Below are 24,758 nucleotides of genomic sequence, written 5' to 3' on the forward strand. Positions count from 1 at the left end.
CATCAAGACCGCTGTGTTCTTTCAGGTAAAACGAGGTGGCCGGATTAGGGCCGCTTCGCAGCCCAACGCAGGGCAAGCCTGCTCGCCACAGCAAGCTAAATTGAACCAACCCCCTCCCGCCTTGTCCCCGCTTCCCATGTCACCCCCCGTCCGCCAAATCCCGTAATTTTCCAAGCCTGCCGGAAGCCTCTCCAGGCCCCCGGCTGCGCCCGCTTTTTTTAATGGCGGGCGTCCAGCAGACCCGATCCAAGCGGCAGCTGAAAACGGACTTTCTCCTCAACCGTGACTTATCAGGCAGGTTACCCCCATGCAGTTCAGCGAATTATTGGCAGCGATTTCCACCCATGCGATCCGTCTGCAACGGGAAGAAGGCGACCTGGTCATCCTGGGTGACGACGAGGCGCTGGACGATGCGCTGTGGGACCAACTGATCGCCCACAAGCCGCGCCTGCTGGAGCTGGTCGCCGAACATGGCGGTGACTGGCTGAGCCCGGCCTACCGCATCACGCCGGCCATGCTGCCGCTGGTCAGCCTCGACCAGGCGGCCATCGACCGTATCGTCGCTGCCATCCCCGGTGGCGCGGCGAATGTGCAGGACATCTACCCGCTGGCGCCGCTCCAGGAGGGCATGCTTTACCACCATCTGTCGGCGGAACAGGGCGATCCCTACGTGCTGCACGCGCAGTTCGAGTTCGACAGCCACGCACGTTTGCAGGCGTTTGCCGAAGCTTTGCAGTGGGTGATCGATCGCCACGACATCCTGCGCACTTCGATGGTCTGGGAGCGACTTGATGAGCCGTTGCAGGTGGTGTGGCGCAAGGCGACCCTGGCGTGCGAGGCCGTTGGCTTCGAGGCGCGCACCGATCGCATGGACCTGGGCCAGGCACCGCTGCTGCGCCTGGTGTATACCGCAGATCCAGCGGACGGGCGTGTGGCGGCAACGTTGCTGTTTCACCACACCATCCTCGACCACACCGCCCTTGACGTAGTGCGCCACGAGATCCAGCTGTACCTGGCCGGCGAGCAAGCCCAGGCCGGTGAGCCGGTGCCGTTCCGCAGCTATATTGCCCAGGTGCGCCATGGCGTCAGCGAGCAGGCCCATGAGGCGTTTTTCCGCGAGATGCTGGCGGATATCGACGGGCCGACCCTGCCGTTCGGTTTGCAGGATGTGCAGGGCGATGGCCTGGGCATCGACGAGGCACGGGTGCCCGTCGACAGCGCACTGAGCCGCCGTCTGCGCACCCTGGCCCGCCCGCTTGGCGTGAGCGTGGCGAGCATGATGCACCTGGCGCTGGCCCGCGTATTGGGCGTGGTCGCCGGGCGTGACTCAGTGGTGTTCGGCACCGTGATGCTCGGGCGCATGGGGGCGGGCGAGGGCGGTGAACGGGCCTTGGGCATGTTCATCAACACCCTGCCATTGCGCGTGGATGTGGGCGAGCAGGGCGTGCGGGCCGGGGTCAAGGCCACCCACGAGCGCCTCACGGCATTGCTCAACCACGAACACGCGTCCCTCGCGCTGGCCCAGCGCTGCAGTGGCGTGGCGGCACCGACGCCGTTGTTCAGCGCCATGCTCAACTACCGCCACAGCGCCGCCACGGACATGGCCGAGGTGATCGAGGTGGCCGAAGGCATCCGCGTGCTCAGCGCCGAGGAGCGCACCAACTACCCGCTGACGGTCAACGTCGACGACCTGGGTGAAGATTTCGCGCTGACGGTGATGGTCGATGCCTCCATCGGCGCCGAACGTGTCGCCACCTACCTGCACACCGCCCTGGAAAGCCTGGCCGACGCCCTTGAGCAGCGACCGGATATGCCGCTCAGCGGCCTGAACATCCTGCCTGACGCCGAACGCCATACCCTGCTGCACGGCCTCAACCACAGCGCCACGCATTACGCCGATACCGCGCTGATCCACTCTCAAGTCGAAGCCCACGCCGCCGCCCAGCCTGACGCCATTGCGCTGCGCTTCGACAATCAGCGCATCAGCTACCGCCAACTCAACGAACGTGCCAACCAGGTCGCCCATCGCCTGCTGGCCCAGGGCATCCGCCCGGATGATCGCGTGGCGATCTGCGTGGAGCGCGGCCCGGAGATGATCATCGGCCTGCTGGGCATCCTCAAGGCCGGCGCCGGCTACGTGCCGATCGACCCGGCCTACCCGCAGGAACGCATCGCCTACACCCTGGCCGATAGCGCACCCTTGGCGGTGCTGGTGCAGGCCAATACGCGCCACCTGGTCGGCGACCTGCCGCAGATCGACCTCAACGGCTTGCGCGGCGAATCCATCGTCAACCCCCGCGTCGACCTTAGCCCGGCCCACCTGGCCTATGTGATCTACACCTCCGGCTCCACCGGCCAGCCCAAGGGCGTGATGATCGAACACCGCCAGGTCGCGCGCTTGTTCACCGCTACCGAACACTGGTTCGGCTTCAACCGCAACGACGTCTGGGCGTTGTTCCATTCCTTTGCCTTCGACTTCTCGGTATGGGAAATCTGGGGCGCGCTGATGCACGGCGGCCAGTTGCTGATCGTGCCGCAACTGGTCAGCCGCTCGCCGGACGAGTGCTACACGCTGCTCTGCGAGGCGAGCGTGAGCATCCTCAACCAGACGCCCAGCGCCTTCCGCCAATTGATCGCCGCGCAAGGCCAGACCCCCCGGTCCCATTCCCTGCGCCAGGTGATCTTCGGCGGCGAGGCGCTGGAACCGGGCGTGCTGAAGCCGTGGTACGCCCGGGCGATCAACGCCGGCACGCAACTGGTGAACATGTACGGCATCACCGAAACCACCGTGCACGTGACCTATCGCGCCCTGGAAGCGGCGGATGCGCAGTTGGTCGGCGTCAGCCCGATTGGCGTGCGCATTCCCGATTTGCAGTTGTATGTACTCGACGCGCGCCGCGAGCCGTTGCCGCTGGGCGTAGTCGGCGAGCTGTACGTGGGCGGTGCCGGGGTGGCGCGCGGTTACCTCAACCGTGAGGCGCTCACCGCCGAGCGCTTCCTGGTCGACCCGGCCAGCGGCCAGCGCCTGTACAAGACCGGCGACCTTGGCCGCCTGCTGGCCGACGGCAGCGTCGAATACCTGGGCCGCAACGATGACCAGGTTAAGATCCGCGGTTTCCGTATCGAACTGGGCGAGATCGAAGCGCACCTGGCCAGCGCCGACGGCGTGCGTGACGCGGTAGTCATCGCCCGGGAAGACCAGCCGGGCGACAAGCGCCTGGTGGCCTACGTGATAAGCGAGGGCGAGCTGCGTGCGGCCGATCTGCGCGACCATCTGTTGCAGAGCCTGGCCGACTACATGGTGCCCAGTGCCTTTGTGCAACTGGATAAATTGCCGCTCACCACCAACGGCAAGCTCGACCGCAAGGCGCTGCCCGCACCCGATGCCGATGCCCTGGCGCGCCGGGGTTACCAGGCGCCCCAAGGCGCGGTGGAAACGGCCATCGCGGCGATCTGGCAAGACCTGCTCAAGCTTGACCGGGTGGGGCGTGACGACAACTTCTTCGAACTCGGCGGCCACTCCCTGTTGGCGGTCAAGCTGATCGAGCGCATGCGCCAGGTCGATCTCAGCGCCGATGTGCGCGTGCTGTTCGGCCAACCGACGCTGGCGGCGCTGGCCGCCGCAGTGGGGGGGCAGCAAGAGGTGCTGGTGCCGGCCAACCGGATCACCGCCGCCACCCAGCACATCACCCCGGACATGCTGCCCCTGGTGGAGCTGGACCAGGCCAGCCTCGACCACATTATCCAGGGCGTGCCCGGCGGCATCAGCAATGTGCAGGACATCTACGGCCTGGCGCCGTTGCAGGCCGGCATCCTGTATCACCACCTGGCAACCACCGAGGGCGATCCCTACGTGTTGCAGGTGCAGTTCAGCTTCGACGACCAGGTGGCGGTGGACGCGTTTGTCCAGGCGCTGCACAGCGTGATCGAGCGCAATGACATCCTGCGCACCGCGATCCTCTGGGAAGGCCTCAACGAGCCGGTGCAGGTGGTGTTGCGCCAGGCGGCGCTGACCGTGGAACGTATCGACGAACCGCTGGCGCAGTTGCAGCAACGCTTCGACCCGCGTCACTTCCGACTGGACTTGAGCCGTGCGTCGCTGATGCGCTTTGTCTACGCCGAAGAGCAGGGCCGGTTTGTCGGCATCCTGCTGTTGCACCATATCCTGCTCGACCACACGGCCTTGCAAGTGCTGGTGGAAGAAATGAGCGCCAGCCTGGCCGGCAACAGCGCGCAACTGCCCGCCGCCGTGCAGTACCGCAACTACGTGGCCCAGGCGCGGCTTGGGGTCAGCCAGGCCCAGCACGAAGCGTTCTTCAGCGAGATGCTCGGCGATATCGACGAGCCGACCCTGGCCTTCGGCCTGCAGGACGTGAATGGCGATGGCAGCGGCATCATCGAGGCCCACTTGCCCCTGGAGCCGGCACTGAGCCTGGGGCTGCGCGAACAAGCGCGGCAACTGGGCGTGAGCAGCGCGAGCCTGGTGCACCTGGCCTGGGCGCAGGTGCTGGGGCAGGTGTCCGGCCAGCAGTCGGTGGTATTCGGCACCGTGCTGCTGGGGCGCATGCAAGGCGGCGAAGGTGCCGACCGGGCGCTGGGGATGTTCATCAATACCTTGCCGCTGCGGGTCAGCCTCGGTGCCGTGGGTGTGCAAGCCGGCGTGCGCGCCACCCATGCGCGCCTGGCGCAGTTGCTCGGGCATGAACATGCGTCGTTGTCCCTGGCCCAGCGCTGCAGTGGCGTGCCGGGTTCGCTGCCGCTGTTCAGCACCTTGCTCAACTATCGCCACAGTGCGCCGGGGGACGCGCCGGGAGACAACCCGTTCGCGGCCTCCGGCATTCAGATACTCAGTTCCGAGGAACGCAGCAACTACCCGCTGGTGCTCAACGTCGATGACCTGGGCACAGGCTTTGCCCTGACGGTACAAGGCGTCGCGAGCCTGGATGTGCAGCGCGTGGGGGACTATATGCTCACCGCGCTGCGCCATCTGGTGGCGGCGTTGCAACAGGCACCGACCACGCCGTTGCAGGCCGTGTCGATCCTGCCGGCCGCCGAGCGTCATCAGATACTGGTGGACTTCAACGCCACCGCCCGTGAGTACCCGGCGCACCTGACCGTGCACCGGTTGTTCGAAGCCCAGGCGCTGGCCCGTCCGGAAGCGGTCGCGGCAGTGCAGGGCGCATTGTCCCTGAGTTACCGCGACCTCAACCGGCGTGCCAACCGCCTGGCCCATCACTTGCTCAACCAGGGTGTGCAACCTGGCGAGAGCGTGGCGATTGCGCTGCCGCGCTCGCTCGACCTGCTGATCTGCCAACTGGCGATCCTCAAGTGCGGTGCGGTGTATGTACCGCTGGACATCAACGCGCCGGTCGAACGCCAGGCATTCATCGTGCAGGACAGCGGCGCGCACCGGGTGCTCACGACCCTGGCCGACTTGAACCTGGACACGTTGTCGCCGCGCAACCCTGAGCTGCCGCAGTCTGCCGAAAGCGTCGCCTACATCCTCTACACCTCCGGCTCCACCGGCGCGCCCAAAGGCGTGCAAGTGCCGCACCGCGCCATCTCGCGCCTGGTGCTCAATAACGGCTATGCCGATTTCAATGCCCGCGACCGCGTGGCCTTCGCCTCCAACCCGGCATTCGACGCCAGCACCCTCGACGTGTGGGCGCCCCTGCTCAATGGCGGTTGTGTGGTGGTGGTCGAACATGCGGTGCTGTTGTCCCAGGCCGCGTTCGCCGCGTTGTTGCAGGAGCAATCCGTCAGCGTGCTGTGGATGACCGCCGGGCTGTTCCACCAGTACGCTGACGCGCTGTTGCCGGTATTCGCGCAGTTGCGCTACCTGATCGTCGGCGGCGATGTCCTCGACCCGCAGGTGATCGACCGGGTGCTCAGGCACGGCAAGCCCCGGCACCTGCTCAATGGCTACGGGCCCACCGAAGCCACCACGTTTTCCACCACCCACGAAATCACCCGGGTCGGCGAGGGCGGCATCCCCATCGGGCGCCCGATCGCCAATGCCCAGGCGTACGTGCTGGACCCGCGCCAGCAACCACTGCCGTTGGATGTGGTCGGCGAGCTGTACATCGGCGGTGCGGGCGTGGCGACGGGGTATTTGAACCAAGCGCAACTCACAGCCGAGAAATTTATCCCGAACCCCTTCGGCGAGGGCCTGTTGTACCGCACCGGTGACCTGGCCTGCTGGCAGGCCGACGGCACCTTGCTGTACCAGGGGCGCAATGACCTGCAGGTGAAGATCCGTGGTTTCCGTATCGAACCCGGCGAGATCGAGACCTGCCTGGCCAGTTTCCCGGGCGTGAAGGACGTGGTGGTGCTGGTCCGCGAAGACCAGCCCGGCGACAAGCGCCTGGTGGCCTACTACACGGCCAGTGTGACGCTTGAGATTGAAGCCCTGCGCGCTCACCTGCAAGGCCAGTTGCCGGACTACATGGTGCCGTCGGCGTATGTGTGGCTGGAGCTGCTGCCGCTCACCGCCAACGGCAAACTCGACCGCAAGGGCCTGCCGGTGCCGGACCAGAGCGCGCTGCTCAGCCGCGGCTTCGAGGCGCCGGAAGGCGAAGTGGAAACCCAGCTGGCGCAGATCTGGCAGGACGTGCTCAAGCTGGAGCGGGTTGGCCGTCATGATCATTTCTTCGAACTGGGCGGGCATTCGCTGCTGGCGGTCAGCCTGATCGAACGCATGCGCCAGGTCGGCCTGAGCTGCGACGTACGCGTGTTGTTCAGCCAGCCAAGCCTGGCGGCGCTGGCCGCTGCCGTGGGCAGTGGCCGGGAAATCGTGGTGCCGGCCAATGGCATCCCCAAGGATTGCACCCGGATCACGCCGTCGATGCTGACGCTGGTGCAACTCGACCCCGCCGCCATCGAACGTATCGTCGCGAACGTGCCGGGCGGCGCGGCGAATGTGCAGGACATCTACCCGCTGGCGCCGTTGCAGGAAGGCATTCTTTATCACCACATCAGCGCCGAGCAGGGCGACCCGTACCTGCTGCAATCGCGCATGGCGTTCGACAACCTGGAGCGTTTGCAGGGGTTCATGGGTGCGCTGCAACAGGTGGTGGCCCGCCACGACATCCTGCGTACCGGCGTGGTCTGGGAAGGCCTGGACAGCCCGGTGCAAGTGGTGTGGCGCGAGGCGAAACTGATCGTGCAAGAGGTCGATCTGGACCCGGCCGAAGGCGACATCATCGAGCAGTTGCATGCACGCTTCGATGCCCGTCACTACCGCCTGGACATCACCCAGGCGCCGTTGCTGCGCATGGTGTATGCCCAGGATCCGGCGAATCACCGTGTGGCGGCGATCCTGCTGTTCCATCACCTGGCGCTCGATCACACCGCCATGGAGGTGGTGGGCCAGGAAATGCGTGCGTTCATGTTCAACCAGGCCCGGGACTTGCCCGAGGCGGCGCCGTTTCGCAACTACGTGGCCCAGGCCCGCCTTGGCGTCAGCGTGGAGGAACACGAGGCGTTCTTCCGCGACATGCTCGCCGATGTGGATGAGCCGACCTTGCCGTTCGGCGTGCAGGACGTGCAGGGCGATGGGCGCGATATCGAGGAAGCCGAACAGGCCGTGGATGCCGCGCTGGCCCAACGGGTACGCGAGCAGGCGCGGCAACTGGGCGTCAGCGCCGCGAGCCTGATGCACTTGGCCTGGGCGCAGGTGCTGGGGCTGGTATCCGGGCGTGACGACGTGGTGTTCGGCACCGTGTTGATGGGGCGCATGCAGGCCGGTGATGGCGCGGACCGTGCGCTGGGCATGTTCATCAACACCTTGCCCTTGCGCGTGGACGTGGCAGCCACTGCCGCCGCTGCGGTCAAGGCCACCCACGGGCGCTTGAGTGCCTTGCTCGGCCATGAACACGCGTCCCTCGCGCTGGCCCAGCGTTGCAGCGGCGTGGCAGGTGCATCGCCGCTGTTCAGCGCCTTGCTCAACTACCGTCACAGCAGCCCCGGTGAAATGGCCCGCGACGGCCACGGCATCTGGGGAGGCGTGCAATTGCTCGGCGGCGAAGAACGCAGCAACTACCCGCTGACCTTGAGCGTGGATGACCTGGGTGAAGGCTTTGGTCTCACGGTACTGGCGCTGCCGCAGATCGGCGCCCAGCGCCTGTGTGCCTATATGCATAACGCCGTAGAACAGTTGGTGGCCTGCCTGGAAAACGCACCGAAGACCCTGCTCAACCAGCTGACGATCCTGCCGGCGGCAGAGCGTGAAACCCTGCTGCGTGATTTCAACGCCACGGCCGAGGATTTCCCGCAGGGGCACACCGTCCACGGTGCCTTCGAGGTGCAGGCCGAACGCCAACCCCAGGCTATCGCGGTGATGCAAGACGGTGAGGCGTTGACCTACGAACAGCTCAACCGGCGCGCCAACCAACTGGCCCATTACCTGTTGGCACTCGGTGTACAGCCCGACGACCGAGTAGCCCTGTGCTGTCGTCGCGGCCCGCAGATGCTGGTGGGTTTGCTGGGCATCCTCAAGGCCGGTGCCGGTTACGTGCCCATCGACCCGGCGTATCCCGCCGAGCGCATCGCTTATTTGCTACACGACAGCGCGCCGGTGGCGGTGCTGGCCGAAGCCAGTACCCGCGACCTGTTGGGCAACATCGCCACGGTGGACCTGCACGACCCATGTCTGCAGCAGCATGCCGTCAGCAATCCGCAGCTCAGCCTTCTGACCCCTGCGCACCTGGCCTACGTGATCTACACCTCCGGCTCCACTGGCCAGCCCAAGGGCGTGATGGTGGAACACCGCAGCGTGGAAAACCTGGTGCACTGGCACTGCGAGGCCTTTGGCCTGGATGCGACGAGCCACACCAGCAGCGTCGCCGGTTTAGGGTTTGACGCGATGGCCTGGGAAGTCTGGCCGGCGCTGTGTGTGGGCGCTACCTTGCACCTGCCGCCGGCCGATGTCGGCAATGAAAACATCGACGAACTGCTGGCCTGGTGGCTGGCACAACCACTGGACGTCAGCTTCCTGCCGACCCCGGTGGCCGAATATGCTTTCGGCCAGCAGTTGCAACACCCGAGCTTGCGCATCCTGCTGATCGGCGGTGATCGCCTGCGCCAGTTCACCCAGGAGCGGCGCTTTGCCGTGATCAATAACTATGGCCCCACCGAAGCCACGGTGGTTGCCACCTCTGGCCGCGTACGCGCCGGGCAGGTGCTGCATATCGGGCGGCCCATTGCCAACGGCCGTGTCTACCTGCTGGACGCGCACTTGCGTGCGGTGCCGGTGGGCGTGGCGGGCGAGTTGTACGTGGGCGGCAGCGGCGTGGCACGGGGTTACCTGAACCGTCCGGACCTGACCGCCGAACGCTTCCTGCAAGACCCGTTCAACGCCGGTCGCATGTACCGCACCGGCGACCTGGCGCGCTGGTTGCCCGATGGCAATATCGAGTACCTGGGCCGTAACGATGACCAGGTCAAGGTGCGTGGCGTGCGGGTTGAGCTGGGGGAGATCGAAAACTGCCTGGCTGCCGTGGAAGGCGTCGGCGAAGCGGTGGTGCTGGTGCGTGAAGGCCGCCTGATCGCCTGGTTCACCGCACGGCAACCGCTGGCTATCGAGACCCTGCGTGCCGACCTGCAAGCCCGGTTGCCCGAGGCCCTGGTGCCGGTCGCCTATGTGCAGGTGCAGGCACTGCCCCTGACCGCCAACGGCAAGCTGGACCGCAAGGCCCTGCCGGAGCCGGATCAGGCCGCGCTGCTGACCCGCGAATACGAAGCCCCCCAGGGCGACGTGGAAACCACTCTGGCGCGCATCTGGTCCGAAGTGCTGCAGGTTGAACGAGTGGGTCGCCATGACCACTTCTTCGAGCTCGGCGGCCATTCATTGTTGGCCGTCAGTCTGATCGAACGCATGCGCCAGGTCGGCCTGAGTGCCGATGTGCGCGTGCTGTTCAGCCAGCCGACCCTGGCCGCTCTGGCCGCCGCTGTCGGCAGCGGTCGCGAAGTGCAGGTGCCGGTTAATCGCATTCCCGCCAACTGCCGGCGCATTACGCCGGACCTGCTGACATTGGTGGAACTCGACCAGGCAACCATCGATCAAGTGGTCGCGCAAGTGCCCGGTGGCGTGGCCAATGTGCAGGACATCTACCCGCTGGCGCCGTTGCAAGAGGGCATCCTCTACCATTACATCACCGCTGAGCAGGGCGACCCGTACCTGCTGCAAACGCACCTGGCGTTCGACAGCCTCGACCGCCTGAATGCCTTTGCCCAGGCGTTGCAGCAGGTGATCGATCGTCACGACATCCTGCGCACCGGTGTGGTCTGGGAGGGGTTGGCGCAACCGCTGCAAGTGGTGTGGCGCACCGCCGAACTGCAGGTGCAGGCGCTGCACCTGCAAGGCGATGTACTGGCCGGCCTGCACCAACGTTTCGATGCACGACGCTATCGCCTGGACATCAGCCAGGCTCCGCTGATCCGCCTGATGTACGCCCAGGATCCCTCCCACCAACGGGTGGTCGCGGTATTGCTGTATCACCATATCGTCCTCGACCACACCGCGTTTGACGTCGTGCTGCGGGAAATGCAGGGCTTCCTGCTCGGCCGGCAAGTGCCCGCGGCTGCACCGATGCCGTACCGCAACTACGTGGCGCAGGCGCGGTTGGGCGTGAGCGAACAGGAGCACGAAGGCTTTTTCCGCGCCATGCTCGGCGATATCGACGAGCCGACCTTGCCCTTCGGCTGGCAGGACGTGCGCGGCGACGGCAGCGCCGTCGAGGAACACAGCCTGCGCCTGCACAGCGACCTCAACCGCCGCTTGCGGGCCCAGGCCCGGCTGATGGGGGTGAGCACGGCGAGCCTGTTTCACCTGGCGTGGGGCCAGGTGCTGGCGGCGACATCGGGCCGCCACAGCGTGGTGTTCGGCACCGTATTGGTCGGTCGCCTGCAAGGTGGCGAGGGCGCCGACCGCGCTCTGGGGGTCTTTATCAATACCTTGCCGCTGCGTCTGGATATCGACGGTCAAGGCGCACGTGCCGCCGTACGGGCGACCCACGAACGGCTCAGCGCCTTGCTCGGCCATGAACACGCGTCCCTGGCGCTGGCCCAGCGTTGCAGTGGGGTCGCGGCCCCGGCCCCGCTGTTCAGCTCAATGCTCAATTACCGTCATCGTGGCACGGCCACCCGCTCGCAGGAGGCGCAGCAGGCCTGGGAAGGCATGCAGACCCTGGCCAACGACGGACGTACCAACTATCCGTTGACCTTGAACGTGGACGACTTGGGCGACGGTTATGACATCACCGCTCTGGCACGCGCCGATGCGCAACGCGTGTGCGAGTACCTGCACACGGCGTTGTCGGGCCTGGTCGAGGCGTTGGAGCACGCGCCGCAACACGCGCTCGATCGTTTGCCGATCCTGGGCGCCGAAGAGCGCAATAAGCTGCTGGTCGAATTCAACTCAACCGAGGTGCCGTACGATCTCGATCAGACCCTGCAGGCGCTGTTCGAAGCCCAGGTCGAGCGCACGCCGGAGGCGGTGGCAGTGATTGCCGCCGAGCAACGGCTGACCTACCGGGCACTCAACGAACGCGCCAATCGCCTGGCCCATCATCTGCGTGAGCACGGCGTCCAGCCGGATACACGGGTGGGGATCTGCCTCGAGCGTGGCCTGGACATGGTGGTCGGCCTGTTCGCCATTCTCAAGGCCGGCGGCGCCTACGTGCCGCTGGACCCGGCCTACCCCCAGGAGCGCATCGCCTACATGCTGCAGGACAGCGCGCCGGTGGTGGTCCTCGCGCAAGCGACCACCCGTGCGCTGCTGGGCGACGTGCCGGTGATCGAGCTTGATCACGTCACGTGGCAACGCCAGCCCGCGACCAACCTCCAGGTCCCGGGCCTCACCGCTCGCCACGCCGCCTACGTGATCTACACCTCCGGCTCCACCGGCGAGCCCAAGGGGGTGATCAACGAGCACGCCGGGGTGGTCAACCGCTTGCTCTGGATGCAGGACGCCTACGGGCTCAATGCTGAGGATGCAGTGCTGCAGAAAACCCCGTTCAGTTTCGACGTGTCGGTGTGGGAATTCTTCTGGCCGCTGTTCACCGGTGCACGCCTGGTGATGGCGCGCCCGGGCGGGCACAAGGACCCGGCCTATCTGTGCGAAGTGATCGAGGCGCAGCGGATCACCACCTTGCACTTCGTACCATCGATGCTCGACGTATTCCTCGCCCATGGCGATGTGAGCCAGGCCGAAGGGTTAGTGCGTGTGATGTGCAGCGGCGAAGCCCTGCCGGGCAGCCTGGTGCGGCGCTTCAAGCAGCAATTGCCGGGCATCGGCCTGTACAACCTGTATGGCCCTACCGAAGCGGCGGTGGACGTGACCGCCTGGAACTGTGCGCGGCCCGAGGTGCCGGACAACACACCGATTGGCAAACCCATCGCCAATACCCGCATGTACGTGCTGGATGCACAGTTGCAACCGGTGCCATTGGGCGTGGTGGGCGAGTTGTTCATCGGCGGGGTGCAAGTGGCGCGGGGTTACTTGAACCGTGCGCAACTGACGGCCGAGCGCTTCCTCGAAGACCCGTTCACCGGCGGGCGCATGTATCGCACAGGGGATGTGGGTCGTTACCTGCCCGATGGCAATATCGAGTACCTGGGGCGTAACGACGACCAGGTAAAAATCCGTGGCCTGCGTATCGAATTGGGGGAAATCCAGGCGCGATTGCGCGAGCACACATCAGTCAAGGACGCCGTGGTGGTGGCCCGCGACGAGCGCCTGATCGCCTACTACACCGGAGAACATGCGCCCGTCGAAAGCCTGCGTGCCCAACTGCTACTGCACCTGCCGGACTTTATGGTGCCCGCGCTGTTCGTGCACCTCGACGCGTTGCCCTTGAGCCCCAACGGCAAACTCGATCGCAAGGCCCTGCCGGCCCCGGGCATGGAAGCACGGCTGGTACGCGCGTTCGAAGCCCCCGAAGGGGAGACCGAAATCCTGCTGGCCCGGCTCTGGGCAGAACTGCTCAACGTGGAGCGGGTAGGGCGCCACGACAATTTCTTTGAACTGGGCGGGCACTCGCTGCTCGCCGTCAGCCTCATCGGGCGCTTGCGCCAGGAAGGCATGGAAGCCGACGTGCGCGCGTTGTTCGAACAGCCGACCCTGGCTGGCTACGCCGCATTGACTGAACGAATGGAGATCGTCCTGTGAGCATCAACCAACTGCTGGCGACGCTGAAGACCAAGGACATCCAACTGGCGCTCAAGGGCGAACAGCTATCGGTCCAGGGCAACAAGCAAGCCTTGAGCGACCCGGCGATCCTCGCCGCCCTGCGCGAGCACAAACCGGCGTTGATCGAGCTGATCAAGGCCGGTGAATACTCGGCGACGAAGGCGGGCGTAGTCGACGTACCCGCCAATGGCATACCGGCGGACGCCGAGCGCATCCTGCCGTCGATGTTGACGTTGTCGACGCTGAGCCAGGATGAGGTCGACCGCATCGTCGCCAGCGTCGATGGCGGCGTGGCGAATATCCAGGATATCTACCCGCTGGCGCCCTTGCAGGAAGGCATTCTGTTCCACCACGTCAGTGCCGAGCGGGGCGACCCGTACGTGATGCAATCGCAGTTTTCCTTCGACAGCCTGGAGCGGTTCGAGGCGTTTGCCCAGGCACTGCAAGCGGTGATGGACCGCCACGACATCCTGCGCACAGGAGTGGTCTGGGAGGGTGTGCAGCAACCGTCGCAAGTGGTGTGGCGCCGCGCGCGCCTGCCGGTGCAGGCCTTGGCGCTGGACCCGGCCGACGGCGACATCGCCACGCAACTGCGCGCGCTGTTTGATGCCCGCCACTATCGCCTCGACGTGTCCCAGGCGCCGTTGCTGCGTCTGGTGCGGGCCGAGGACGTGGCCAATCAACGTATCGTTGCCAGCCTGCTGTTCCACCATATGGCCCTTGATCACAGTGCCCTGGAAGTCGTGTGCCACGAGTTGCAGGCCTGCCTGTTGGGGCAGGGCGCGACGTTGGGCCAGGCCGTGCCGTTTCGCAACTACGTGGCTCAGGCGCGGTTGGGGATCAGCGAGCAGGCACACGAACACTTCTTCCGCCAGATGCTTGGCGACATCAGCGAACCCACCTTGCCGTATGGCTTGAGCGATGTGCAGGGTGATGCGCGGGGAATTACCGAGGTACACCTCGCGCTGCCGGCGGCGTTGTCGCAACGGTTGCGAGCACAGGCACGGCAACTGGGGGTCAGCGCAGCCAGCCTGTTTCATTTGGCGTGGGCGCAGGTGCTGGGGGTGTTGGCCGGCAAGGAACAGGTGGTGTTCGGCACGGTATTGATGGGCCGCATGCAGGGCAGTCATGACACAGACCGGGCGCTGGGTATCTTCATCAACACCTTGCCGTTTCGCGTGGACGTGGGCCGCGAGGACGTGCGCACCGGGGTCAAGGCGACTCATGCGCGGCTGACGACGTTGCTGCGGCATGAGCACGCACCGTTGGCGCTGGCCCAGCGGTGCAGCGGCGTGGTGGCGCCGACGCCGTTGTTCAGCGCCTTGCTCAATTATCGCCACAGTGCCTCGGCGGCCAGTGACGAAGCGATCTCGGCCTGGCAGGGCATCGCTGCGCTGAGCGCCGAGGAACGTACCAATTACCCCTTGACCCTGAGTGTCGACGACTTCGGCGATGACTTTGCCCTGAGTCTGCTGGCCAGCACCATGGTGGATCCGCAGCGCGTCTGTGCCTACGTGCAGACCGCCTTGGAAAACCTGCTGACCGCGCTCGAGCAGGCGCCAGACACTGCGCTCAATCAGGTGTCAGTGCTTCCGTTCGCCGAACAGCAGTGGTTGTTGGAACACTTCAACTCCACCCACACGGATTTCCCCCAAGGCACCACGCTGCACGGGCGCATCGAAGCCCAGGCCGCGCTGAGCCCCGACGCCATTGCCGCCGTGCATCAGGGCCGCCAGCTCACCTATGCCGAACTCAACCAGCAAGCCAACCTGCTGGCCCATCACCTGCTGGCGCTGGGGGTCAGGCCTGACGACCGCGTTGCCATCGTCGCCCGTCGCGGGCTGGATACCCTGGCCGGCCTGCTGGCGATTCTCAAGGCCGGCGCCTGCTATGTACCGGTGGACCCGTCGCACCCGGCCGAGCGCCTCAACTACCTGCTCAGCGACAGCGCCCCGGTGGCGGTGTTGACCCAGCACGCCTTGCTCGAGCGCCTGCCGGCCCTTGACGTGCCGGTGATCAACCTCGACCGCTACACCTGGCAGCACCATTCGGCGAGCAACCCGAAGGTTGCGGTCACGCCGTCCAACCTCGCCTATGTGATCTACACTTCCGGCTCCACCGGTCTGCCCAAGGGCGTCATGGTGGAGCACCACACCGTCGCCAATCTGGTTGACTGGCATTGCCATGCCTTTGACCTGTGCGCCGGGCGCCACACCGCCAGCGTCGCCGGGTTCGGCTTTGACGCGATGGCCTGGGAAGTCTGGCCGGCGCTGTGCGTGGGCGCGACCCTGCACCTGCCACCGGCCCATGACGGCACCGAGGATGTCGACGCACTGCTGGCCTGGTGGTGCGCGCAGCCGTTGGACGTATGCTTCCTGCCCACGCCGGTGGCCGAGTACGCATTCAGCCAGCAGCTCGAACACCCGACGCTGCGCACGCTGCTGATCGGTGGTGATCGCTTGCGCCAGTTCGGTCGCGCCCAACGTTTCGACCTGATCAACAACTACGGGCCGACCGAAGCCACGGTGGTCGCCACCTCCGGCAAGGTCGAGGCCGGCCAGCCGTTGCACATCGGCAAACCCATCGCCAATGCCACGGTGTACCTGCTGGATGAGCAGCAGCGGCCGGTACCGCTGGGGGTGGCGGGGGAGTTGTATGTGGGCGGTAAAGGCGTGGCGCGGGGTTATCTCAACCGTGCGGAGTTGACGGCCGAACGTTTCCTGCAGGACCCATTCAACGCCGGGCGCATGTACCGTACCGGCGATCTGGCACGCTGGCTGCCGGACGGCACTATCGAGTACCTGGGGCGCAATGACGACCAGGTGAAGATCCGTGGCATGCGCATCGAACTGGGCGAAATCGAAGCCCAACTCAACCAGTTGGCGGGTATCCAGGAAGCCGTGGTGCTGGTGCGTGAAGAGCGGCTGGTGGCGTATTTCACCGAAAACCGCCAGCTCGACCCGCTGGTGGTAGCCGAACTCCGCGCCCACCTGGTGGCGCACCTGCCGGACTACATGGTGCCGGTCGCCTATGTGAAGCTGGACGCGTTGCCCCTGACCGCCAACGGCAAGCTCGACCGCAAGGCCCTGCCGGCGCCGGACATGGCCGCAGTGTTTACCCGCGAGTACGTGGCTCCCGAAGGTGAAATCGAAACCGTACTGGCGCAGATCTGGGCCGATGTGCTGCAGGTGGAGCGCGTCGGGCGTCGCGATCATTTCTTCGAACTGGGCGGGCATTCCTTGCTGGCGATGCGCATGGTCTCGCAGATCCGCCAGCGCCTGGGTGTGGAGTTGCTGCTCGGCGATTTGTTTGCCAATGCCGAGTTGGCGGCGGTGGCCGAGGTGCTGGCCCAGTCCGGTCGCAGCACCTTGCCAGCTATCCTCCCGGCCAATCGTGATGAGCCCACGCCGCTGTCCTTCGCCCAGCAGCGCCTGTGGTTCCTGGCGCTGATGGAAGGCGCCAACACCGCCTACAACATTCCCATCGGGCTGCGTCTGCGTGGGCAGTTGCATGTGGAGGCGCTGCAACGGGCGCTGGCGCGCATCGTCGCACGCCACGAAACCCTGCGCAGCCGCTTTGCCCAGCGCGGCGACGAGGCCCAGGTGGTGATCGTGCCCGCCGAAGACGTGTTGCCCCTGCAAGTGCAGGACCTGCGCCGCCACCCGCAACCACAGCAGGCGCTGGACGCGTTGATCCATGGCGAGGCCTCGGCGCCGTTCGACCTGGAGCGCGGCCCGCTGCTGCGCGGGCGTCTGGTGGTAATGGCCGACGATCACCATGTGCTGTTGCTGACGCTGCACCATATCGTGTCCGATGGCTGGTCCATGGGCGTGCTCACCCGCGAACTGATGGCGCTGTACCAGGCCTTCAGCCACGGCCAGCCCGACCCCTTGCCGGCGCTGCCGATCCAGTACGGCGACTTCGCGGTATGGCAGTGCCTGTGGCTCAGCGGTGAAGTGCTGCAGCGCCAGAGCACCTTTTGGCAACAGGCGCTGGCCGGTGCGCCGGCCTTGCTCACGCTGCCCACCGACCGCCCGCGCCCGGCGCAGCAGGACTACGCCGGCAGTAGCGTCGAGGTGCGCCTGGACGAACGCCTCACCGCCGGGCTCAAGGCCTTGAGCCAACGCCACGGCACCACGCTGTACATGACCTTGATGAGCGCCTGGGCCTCACTGCTGGCACGGCTCTCCGGGCAGCACGATGTGGTGATCGGCTCACCCGTGGCCAACCGCACGCGCAGCGAAGTGGAAGGGCTGATCGGCCTGTTTGTGAACACCCTGGCGGTGCGCATCGACACCTCGGGCGAGCTGAGCACCGAAGCGCTGTTGGCGCGGGTCAAGGCCCAGGCCCTGGAAGCCCAGGCCCACCAGGACCTGCCGTTCGAACAAGTGGTAGAGATCACCCGGCCACCGCGCAGCCTGGCCCACAGCCCGCTGTTCCAGACCCTGCTGACCTGGCAGGACAGCAGTGCGCCGACCCTGGCCCTGGGCGACCTGGCCTTGGAAGGCATCGTCGAGGACAGTCACTTCGCCAAGTTCGACCTGTCCCTGGACCTGTCGGAAGTGCAGGGCACCATCATCGGCGCGCTGGAATACGCAGTGGCGCTGTTCGACGCATCGACGGTGCAGCGTTACGTCGGCTACTTCACCCGCGTGTTGCAGGCCATGGTGGATAACGACCAGGCGGTGCTGGAACAGGTGCCGCTGGTGGATGAGCGTGAGCGCCAGCACCTGCTGTTTGATTTCAACGCCACCGAAGTCGCTTATGACCTCGAGCAGACCTTGCATGGCCTGTTCGAAGCGCAGGCGACGCGGACGCCGGACGCCATTGCCGTCAAAGCCGATGACGGCGTGTTGACCTATGCCGAGCTGAATGCGCGGGCCAATCAACTGTCCCGCCACCTGCTGGAATTGGGTGTGCAGCCGGATTCACGGGTGGCGATCTGCGTGGAGCGCGGCCTGGACATGGTCATCGGCCTGTACGCGATCCTCAAGGCCGGTGCCGCCTATGTGCCGCTGGACCCGGCGTATCCGCTGGAGCGCATTGCCTACATGCTGGAGGACAGCGCACCGGTGGCGGTGCTGGCCCAGGGGGCGACGCGGGCATTGCTGGGGGATGTGCCGGTGGTCGATCTCGACCAACCGAGCTGGCAGCACCAGCCTGTCGACAACCCTCACGTGCCAGCCGTCAGTGCCTACGTGATCTACACCTCCGGCTCCACCGGCCAGCCCAAGGGCGTGATCAACGACCACCCCGGCGTGGTCAACCGCCTGCTGTGGATGCAGGACGCCTATGGCCTGCAAGCCCATGACCGGGTGCTGCAAAAAACGCCGTTCAGCTTCGACGTGTCGGTGTGGGAGTTCTTCTGGCCGCTGTTCACCGGCGCCTGCCTGGTGATGGCGCGCCCGGGCGGGCACAAAGACCCGGCGTACCTGTGCGAGGTGATTGCCGCCGAGCAGATCACCACGCTGCACTTCGTGCCGTCGATGCTGGATGTGTTCCTGGCCCATGGCGATGTGAGCCAGGCGGAAGGGTTAGTGCGTGTGATGTGCAGCGGCGAAGCCCTGCCGGGCAGCCTGGTGCGGCGCTTCAAGCAGCAATTGCCAGGTAGCCAATTGCATAACCTGTACGGCCCGACCGAAGCCGCTGTCGATGTGACCGCATGGAACTGCGCCGGGCCGGTGACGCCGGACAACACGCCGATCGGCAAACCGATCGCCAACACCCGCATGTACGTGCTCGACGCACAGATGCAGCCCGTGCCATTGGGCGTGGTCGGCGAGCTGTTCATCGGTGGCGTGCAAGTGGCGCGCGGCTACCTGAACCGGCCGGAACTGACCGCCGAACGCTTCCTCAAGGACCCGTTCACCGATGGGCGCCTGTACCGCACCGGCGACGTTGGTCGCTACCTGGCGGACGGGACGATCGAGTACCTGGGGCGCAACGACGATCAGGTGAAGATCCGTGGCCTGCGCATCGAACTGGGGGAAATCCAGGCGCGCCTCACCGACCACCCGCAGGTCAATGAAGCCGCGGTGATCGCCCGCGACAATCGCCTGATTGCCTACTACACCGGTGTGTCCAGCGAGATCGACGCCTTGCGCATGCATCTTTTGCAGCATCTGCCGGAATTCATGGTGCCGTCGATCTTCGTGCACCTGGATAACTTGCCCTTGAGCCCCAACGGCAAGCTTGACCGCAAGGCACTGCCCGCGCCGGGCCTGGACTCGGTGGTGGTGCGCGAGTACGAAGCGCCCCAGGGCGACACGGAGATCGCCCTGGCCAGCCTGTGGGCCGAGTTGCTCAACGTGGAGCGCGTGGGCCGTCACGACAACTTCTTCGAGCTGGGCGGCCACTCGTTGCTTGCGGTGAGCCTGATGGGGCGCATGCGCGGCCTCGGGTTGTCGGCGGATGTGAAAGTGCTGTTTGGCCAGCCGACTTTGTCGGCCCTGGCGGCGGCCTTGGGCGCAGGGCGTGAAGTGGCGGTGCCGGTCAATGGCATTACGGCCGATTGCACGGCGATCACCCCGGACATGTTGCCGCTGATCCAAATGGATCAGCCGGCCATCGAGCGTATCGTCGCCTGTATCCCCGGCGGCGCGGCGAATGTGCAGGACATCTACCCGCTGGCGCCGTTGCAGGCCGGCATGCTCTATCACCATCGCGCCGCGCAGGGCGGTGATGACTATGTGTTACGGGCGCAGTTTGCATTCGACAGCGCCCGGCGACTGGAGGCATTTGCCCTGGCCTTGCAGGCGGTGATCCAGCGTCACGACATCCTGCGCTCGTCGTTCCATTGGGACGGCCTGGAAGAACCGGTGCAGGTGGTGTGGCGCGAGGCTTCGCTGCGGGTCGAACATGGGCCGGTGCCGGAGCGTCTGGACCTGTCCCAGGCACCGCTGATGCGCCTGGTGGTGTGTGACGGCAGTGCCATCTTGCTGTTCCACCACCTGGTGATGGACCACATCGCCCTGGAGATTTTGCAGCACGAAATGCAGGCGTTTCTCTCGGGCACGCCACACACCCTGGGCGCGCCGGTGCCGTATCGCAACTATGTGGCCCAGACCCGCTTGGGGGTTGACGATCACGAGGCATTCTTCCGTGAGATGCTGGGCGAGATCGACGAGCCGACCCGCCTGGAAACCCTTGGCGGCAATGAGCAGGTTCACTGCACCCTTGACCTGGAGCTGAGCCAACGCCTGCGCACCCAGGCCCGGCAATCCGGGGTGAGCGCCGCCAGCCTGATGCACCTGGCCTGGGCGCAGGTGCTGGGCAAGGTCTCGGGTCGGGAGCAAGTGGTGTTCGGCAGCGTGATGCTTGGCCGGCTGCAAGGCGGCGAAGGGGCCGAGCGGGCCATGGGCGTGTTCATCAACACCCTGCCGCTGCGGGTCGACCTGGGTCGGCACAGCGTGCGCGACGCGTTGCGCGCCACCCACGCACGCCTCACTCAATTGCTCAGCCATGAGCAGGCGCCGTTGGCCTTGGCCCAGCGCTGCAGTGGCGTGCCGGTGACCACGCCGCTGTTCGATACGCTGTTCAACTATCGCCACAGTGCGCCGCAGGTGGCGAGCGAGGCCTGGCAGGGCATCCGGTTGCTCAAGGCCGAGGAACACAGCAACTATGGCCTGTCGGTGAGCGTGGATGACCTGGGCGCGGGTTTCTCCTTGAAAGTCGTGGGGCAGGGCGCCCGTCGCGTGTGCGACTACCTGCACATCGCGGTGGAGCAACTGGTACAGGCGTTGGAACAGGGCGGTACGCTTGCCATCGCCTATGTGCCGATCCTGCCCGCCGCCGAACGCCAGCAATTGCTGGACCTGAACGCCACCACCCGGGCATTCCCGCGTGAACATACGGTGCAACGCCTGTTCGAAGCCCAGGCCCATGCACGGCCGGCTGCGCTGGCGGCGCTGCAGGGCGAGCAGTCACTCAGTTATGGCGAGCTGAACAGCCGCGCCAATCGCCTGGCCCATCATTTGCTGGGCCTTGGAGTACGCCCCGGCGATCATGTGGCGATCCTGTTGCCGCGTTCGCTGGACCTGCTGGTCAGCCAGTTGGCCGTGCTCAAGTGCGCCGCCGCCTATGTGCCGCTGGACATCAACGCCCCGGCGGAGCGCCAGGCGTTCATGGTGCAGGACAGCGGCGCGGCCTGGTTGTTGACCGGCAGCGAGCGTGTCGTCGACTACGCCGTGCAACGCCTGGACCTCGACACCCTGGCCCTCGATCCGCAACCGAGCCACAACCCGGACTTGTCGCAGTCCTCGGACAGCGTGGCGTACATCATGTACACCTCCGGCTCCACCGGCACGCCCAAAGGCGTGTTGGTGCCCCATCGCGGCATCACGCGCCTGGTGCTGAATAACGGCTACGCCGACTTCAACGCCAGTGACCGCGTAGCCTTCGCCTCCAACCCGGCGTTTGACGCCAGTACCATGGACGTGTGGGGGCCGTTGCTCAATGGCGGCCAGGTGCAGGTGATCGACCACGCCACCTTGCTCGATCCGGCTGCGTTTGGCCTGGTGTTGGCGGATGCGACGGTATTGTTCGTCACCACGGCGTTGTTCAACCAGTACGTACAGCTGATTCCCCAGGCCCTGGCGGGCCTGCGCATCCTGCTGTGCGGTGGTGAACGGGCCGACCCGGCGGCGTTCCGCAGTCTGTTGGCCCAGGCACCGGCATTGCGCCTGGTGCATTGCTACGGGCCGACCGAAACCACCACCTACGCCACCACCTACGAAGTGCGGTCGCTGGCCGAAACGGCCGACAGCGTGCCCATCGGCCGGCCGATCTCCAATACGCAGGTGCATGTGCTGGATGCGCAGTTGCAGCCGGTGCCCGTGGGCGTGACCGGTGAAATCTGCATCGGTGGGGATGGCGTGGCCAAGGGGTATCTGAACCGTCCTGAACTGAGCGCTGAAAAGTTTGTGCAGGACCCGTTTATCCCAGGCGCCTTGATGTACCGCACCGGCGACCTTGGCCGCTGGACGGCGCAGGGTTTGCTGGAGTGCATCGGGCGCAATGACGACCAGGTGAAGATCCGTGGTTTCCGTATCGAACTGGGTGAGATCGAAGCGCGCCTGGCCAACGTTGCGGGTATCCAGGATGTGGTGGTGCTGGCCCGCGAGGACGCCCCAGGGGACAAGCGCCTGGTGGCGTATTTCACCTGGGGCGACACGCCTGTCGGCATCGACAGCGTGCGGGCTTGCCTGCAAGACCAGTTGCCGGACTACATGCTGCCGTCGGCCTTTGTGCCGCTGGAGTCCCTGCCGTTGACAGCCAATGGCAAGATCGACCGCAAAGCCTTGCCGGTGCCCGCCCTGGAAGCTCTGCACCGCCGCGAGTTTGAAGCACCGGTGGATGCGTTGGAGCAGACCCTGGCAGCGCTGTGGGCAGAGGTATTGAAGCTGGAACAGGTCGGGCGTCACGACAGCTTTTTCGAACTGGGCGGGCATTCACTGCTGGCGATCCGGTTGGTCAACCTGATGGAGGAAGCGGGTTTGCCCGTGTCCCTGGCGGAGTTGTTCCAGCATGCCAGCGTGGCCTCCGTCGCCGCGATGCTGCGTCAGCGCACTGATGAGCCTGTGCGCGATCCTGCGGTGATCACGGTGCGCAGCAGTGGTTCGCAGGCGCCGCTGTTCCTTGTGCATGAATTCAGTGGCATGGATGTGTATTTCCCGGCGCTGGGCCAGCATCTGCCCGGCGACTACCCGATTTACGGCCTGCCGGGCCTGGCGCTCGGCGAGCCGCACCTGGACACCATGGAAGGCCTGGCGGCGCGCCTGGTCGGGTTGATCCGGGGTATTCAACCCCATGGGCCTTACCGGGTCGCCGGCTGGTCGTTTGGCGGGGTGCTGGCCTATGAAGTGGCGATGCAACTAGTGGGGCTGGATGAACCGGTGGCATTCCTCGGTTTGATCGACAGCTACGTGCCGCGTATGACCGACCAGGGCAAGGCGCGCTGGAGTGGGCCGGACGCGCTCAAGCGGCATTTGTTGCTGCAGTGCACGGCGTATTGGAAAGCACAGGGAGGTGTGGATGAACTGGCGAACGTTGGGCAGTTGGCGTCGCAGATTGAACAGCTGGACTTTGCGGGCCTGCTGCAACGCTGTCGCGATCAAGGTCTGCTATACGCGCAAATGGCGGCGGCTGCGGACGCGGACCTCTTGAGCTTTATCGAACGGGAAGTGGGGCACGGGCATGCGCTGGCGCACTACAGCCTGTTCCCGTTGCCCGTGGCGGTGCACCTGTTCAGCGCGGATGAGCGGCCGACCGAGTTGTCGCGGCGCAGTGAGTCCCTGGGGTGGCATGAGGTATTGGCGCCAGGCCAGTTGCGCCAGGTACAGGTGCCGGGGGATCACCAGAGCATGATGCAAACGCCGCATATCCAGGCACTGGGGCGAGCGATGAGCGAGGTGCTGGCGGCCTGTTTGCCGCAGGCCCAGGCGCCGCATCAGCCGTTGTTGCGCATTCAGAGTGGCCGGGCGGGGTATGCGCCGGTGTTCTGTGTACCGGGGGCAGGGGACAGTGTCACCGGGTTCGTCGGCTTGGGCGAGGCACTGGGGCGTGACTGGCCTTTGTTTGGCTTGCAGCCGCGTGGGCTGGACGGCGAAGCGGTGCCCCATAGCCAGGTGGAAGCGGCGGCGGCTTGTTACTTGATGGCCTTGGAGCAGGAATGTCCGCACGGGCCGGTGCATCTGGTGGGGCATTCGTTCGGGGGCTGGGTCGCGCTGGAGATGGCGCTGCGGTTGCAGGCGGCCGGGCGGGAGGTGGCGTCATTGACGGTGATCGACAGTGAGGCACCTGGGGGGACCGCGAAGGTGTACACCACGACGGCGGCGTTGCTGCGGTTGATCGAGGCGATGCAGTTGTCGGCGGGCAGGTCGCTGGGAATTGATCCTGGAGATTTTGCCGCGTGTGATGAGGAGGCGCAGCGGCAGCGGTTACATGCCGGCATGGTCGGGGTGGGATTGTTGCCGGGGCGTTCTGCGGTGGATGCGATGGAGGGGCCGGCGCGCACTTATGCGGCGGCGTTGCGTACGGCGTATCGGCCTGGTGCGCGGTTCAAGGGCGTGGTGCGGTTGGTGTTGGCTGAGGATCCGGCGCTGGATGCGGCGGGGAATCAGCGGGAGCAGGGGATGATGGTCGAGGGGTGGCGGCGACAGGGGAGTGGGTTGCAGGTTTGGTATGGCGGGGGGAATCACTTTACGTTGCTCAAGGCGCCGAATGTGGCGGGGTTGGCACGGTGGTGGCTGGGGGGCGTGGTGGTTGGGGAGGTGGTTTCGTGAGTGGATTGTCGGTGTACATATCCGTTGCTTCGGTAACGGCTAGCCCGGCGGCCTCAGGGCCGACCGGTATTGTGTTTGTCGAGCGCGGCTCAAATGTGGGAGGGGGCTTGCCCCCGATGGCGGTGTGTCAGTTGATGCATCTGTGGCTGTCCCACTGCAATCGGGGGCAAGCCCCCTCCCACAGTTTGATCTCCATACATCAGGTAGATATCAGCCTGCTTTTGATCTGCTGGTGATCTGGCGTTTGATCCCAGACGCCCCGTAAAACCACGCTGATCTTCGTTCGG

The 24,758-nt window shown here is 65.8% G+C and carries 2 protein-coding genes; both read left to right on the plus strand.

The genetic code is table 11. From position 1 onward, the window contains the following. Nucleotides 1-307 precede the first annotated feature (307 nt). The gene (locus BMX59_RS24665) at nt 308-13,168 is read left to right on the plus strand and encodes a non-ribosomal peptide synthetase (RefSeq protein WP_093126794.1); all 12,861 of its coding nucleotides are present in this window, start codon (nt 308-310) and stop codon (nt 13,166-13,168) included. Next, nucleotides 13,165-24,471 carry a non-ribosomal peptide synthetase gene (locus tag BMX59_RS24670; protein ID WP_093126798.1) on the plus strand — a complete coding sequence of 3,769 codons (11,307 nt, stop codon included), beginning with the start codon at nt 13,165-13,167 and terminating at the stop codon, nt 24,469-24,471. Before BMX59_RS24665 ends, BMX59_RS24670 begins: the two co-directional genes overlap by 4 nt. The last annotated feature ends 287 nt before the right edge of the window (nt 24,472-24,758 follow it).

The sequence above is a fragment of the Pseudomonas sp. NFR09 genome (assembly GCF_900111535.1).
Taxonomy (GTDB): Bacteria; Pseudomonadota; Gammaproteobacteria; order Pseudomonadales; family Pseudomonadaceae; genus Aquipseudomonas; species Aquipseudomonas extremorientalis.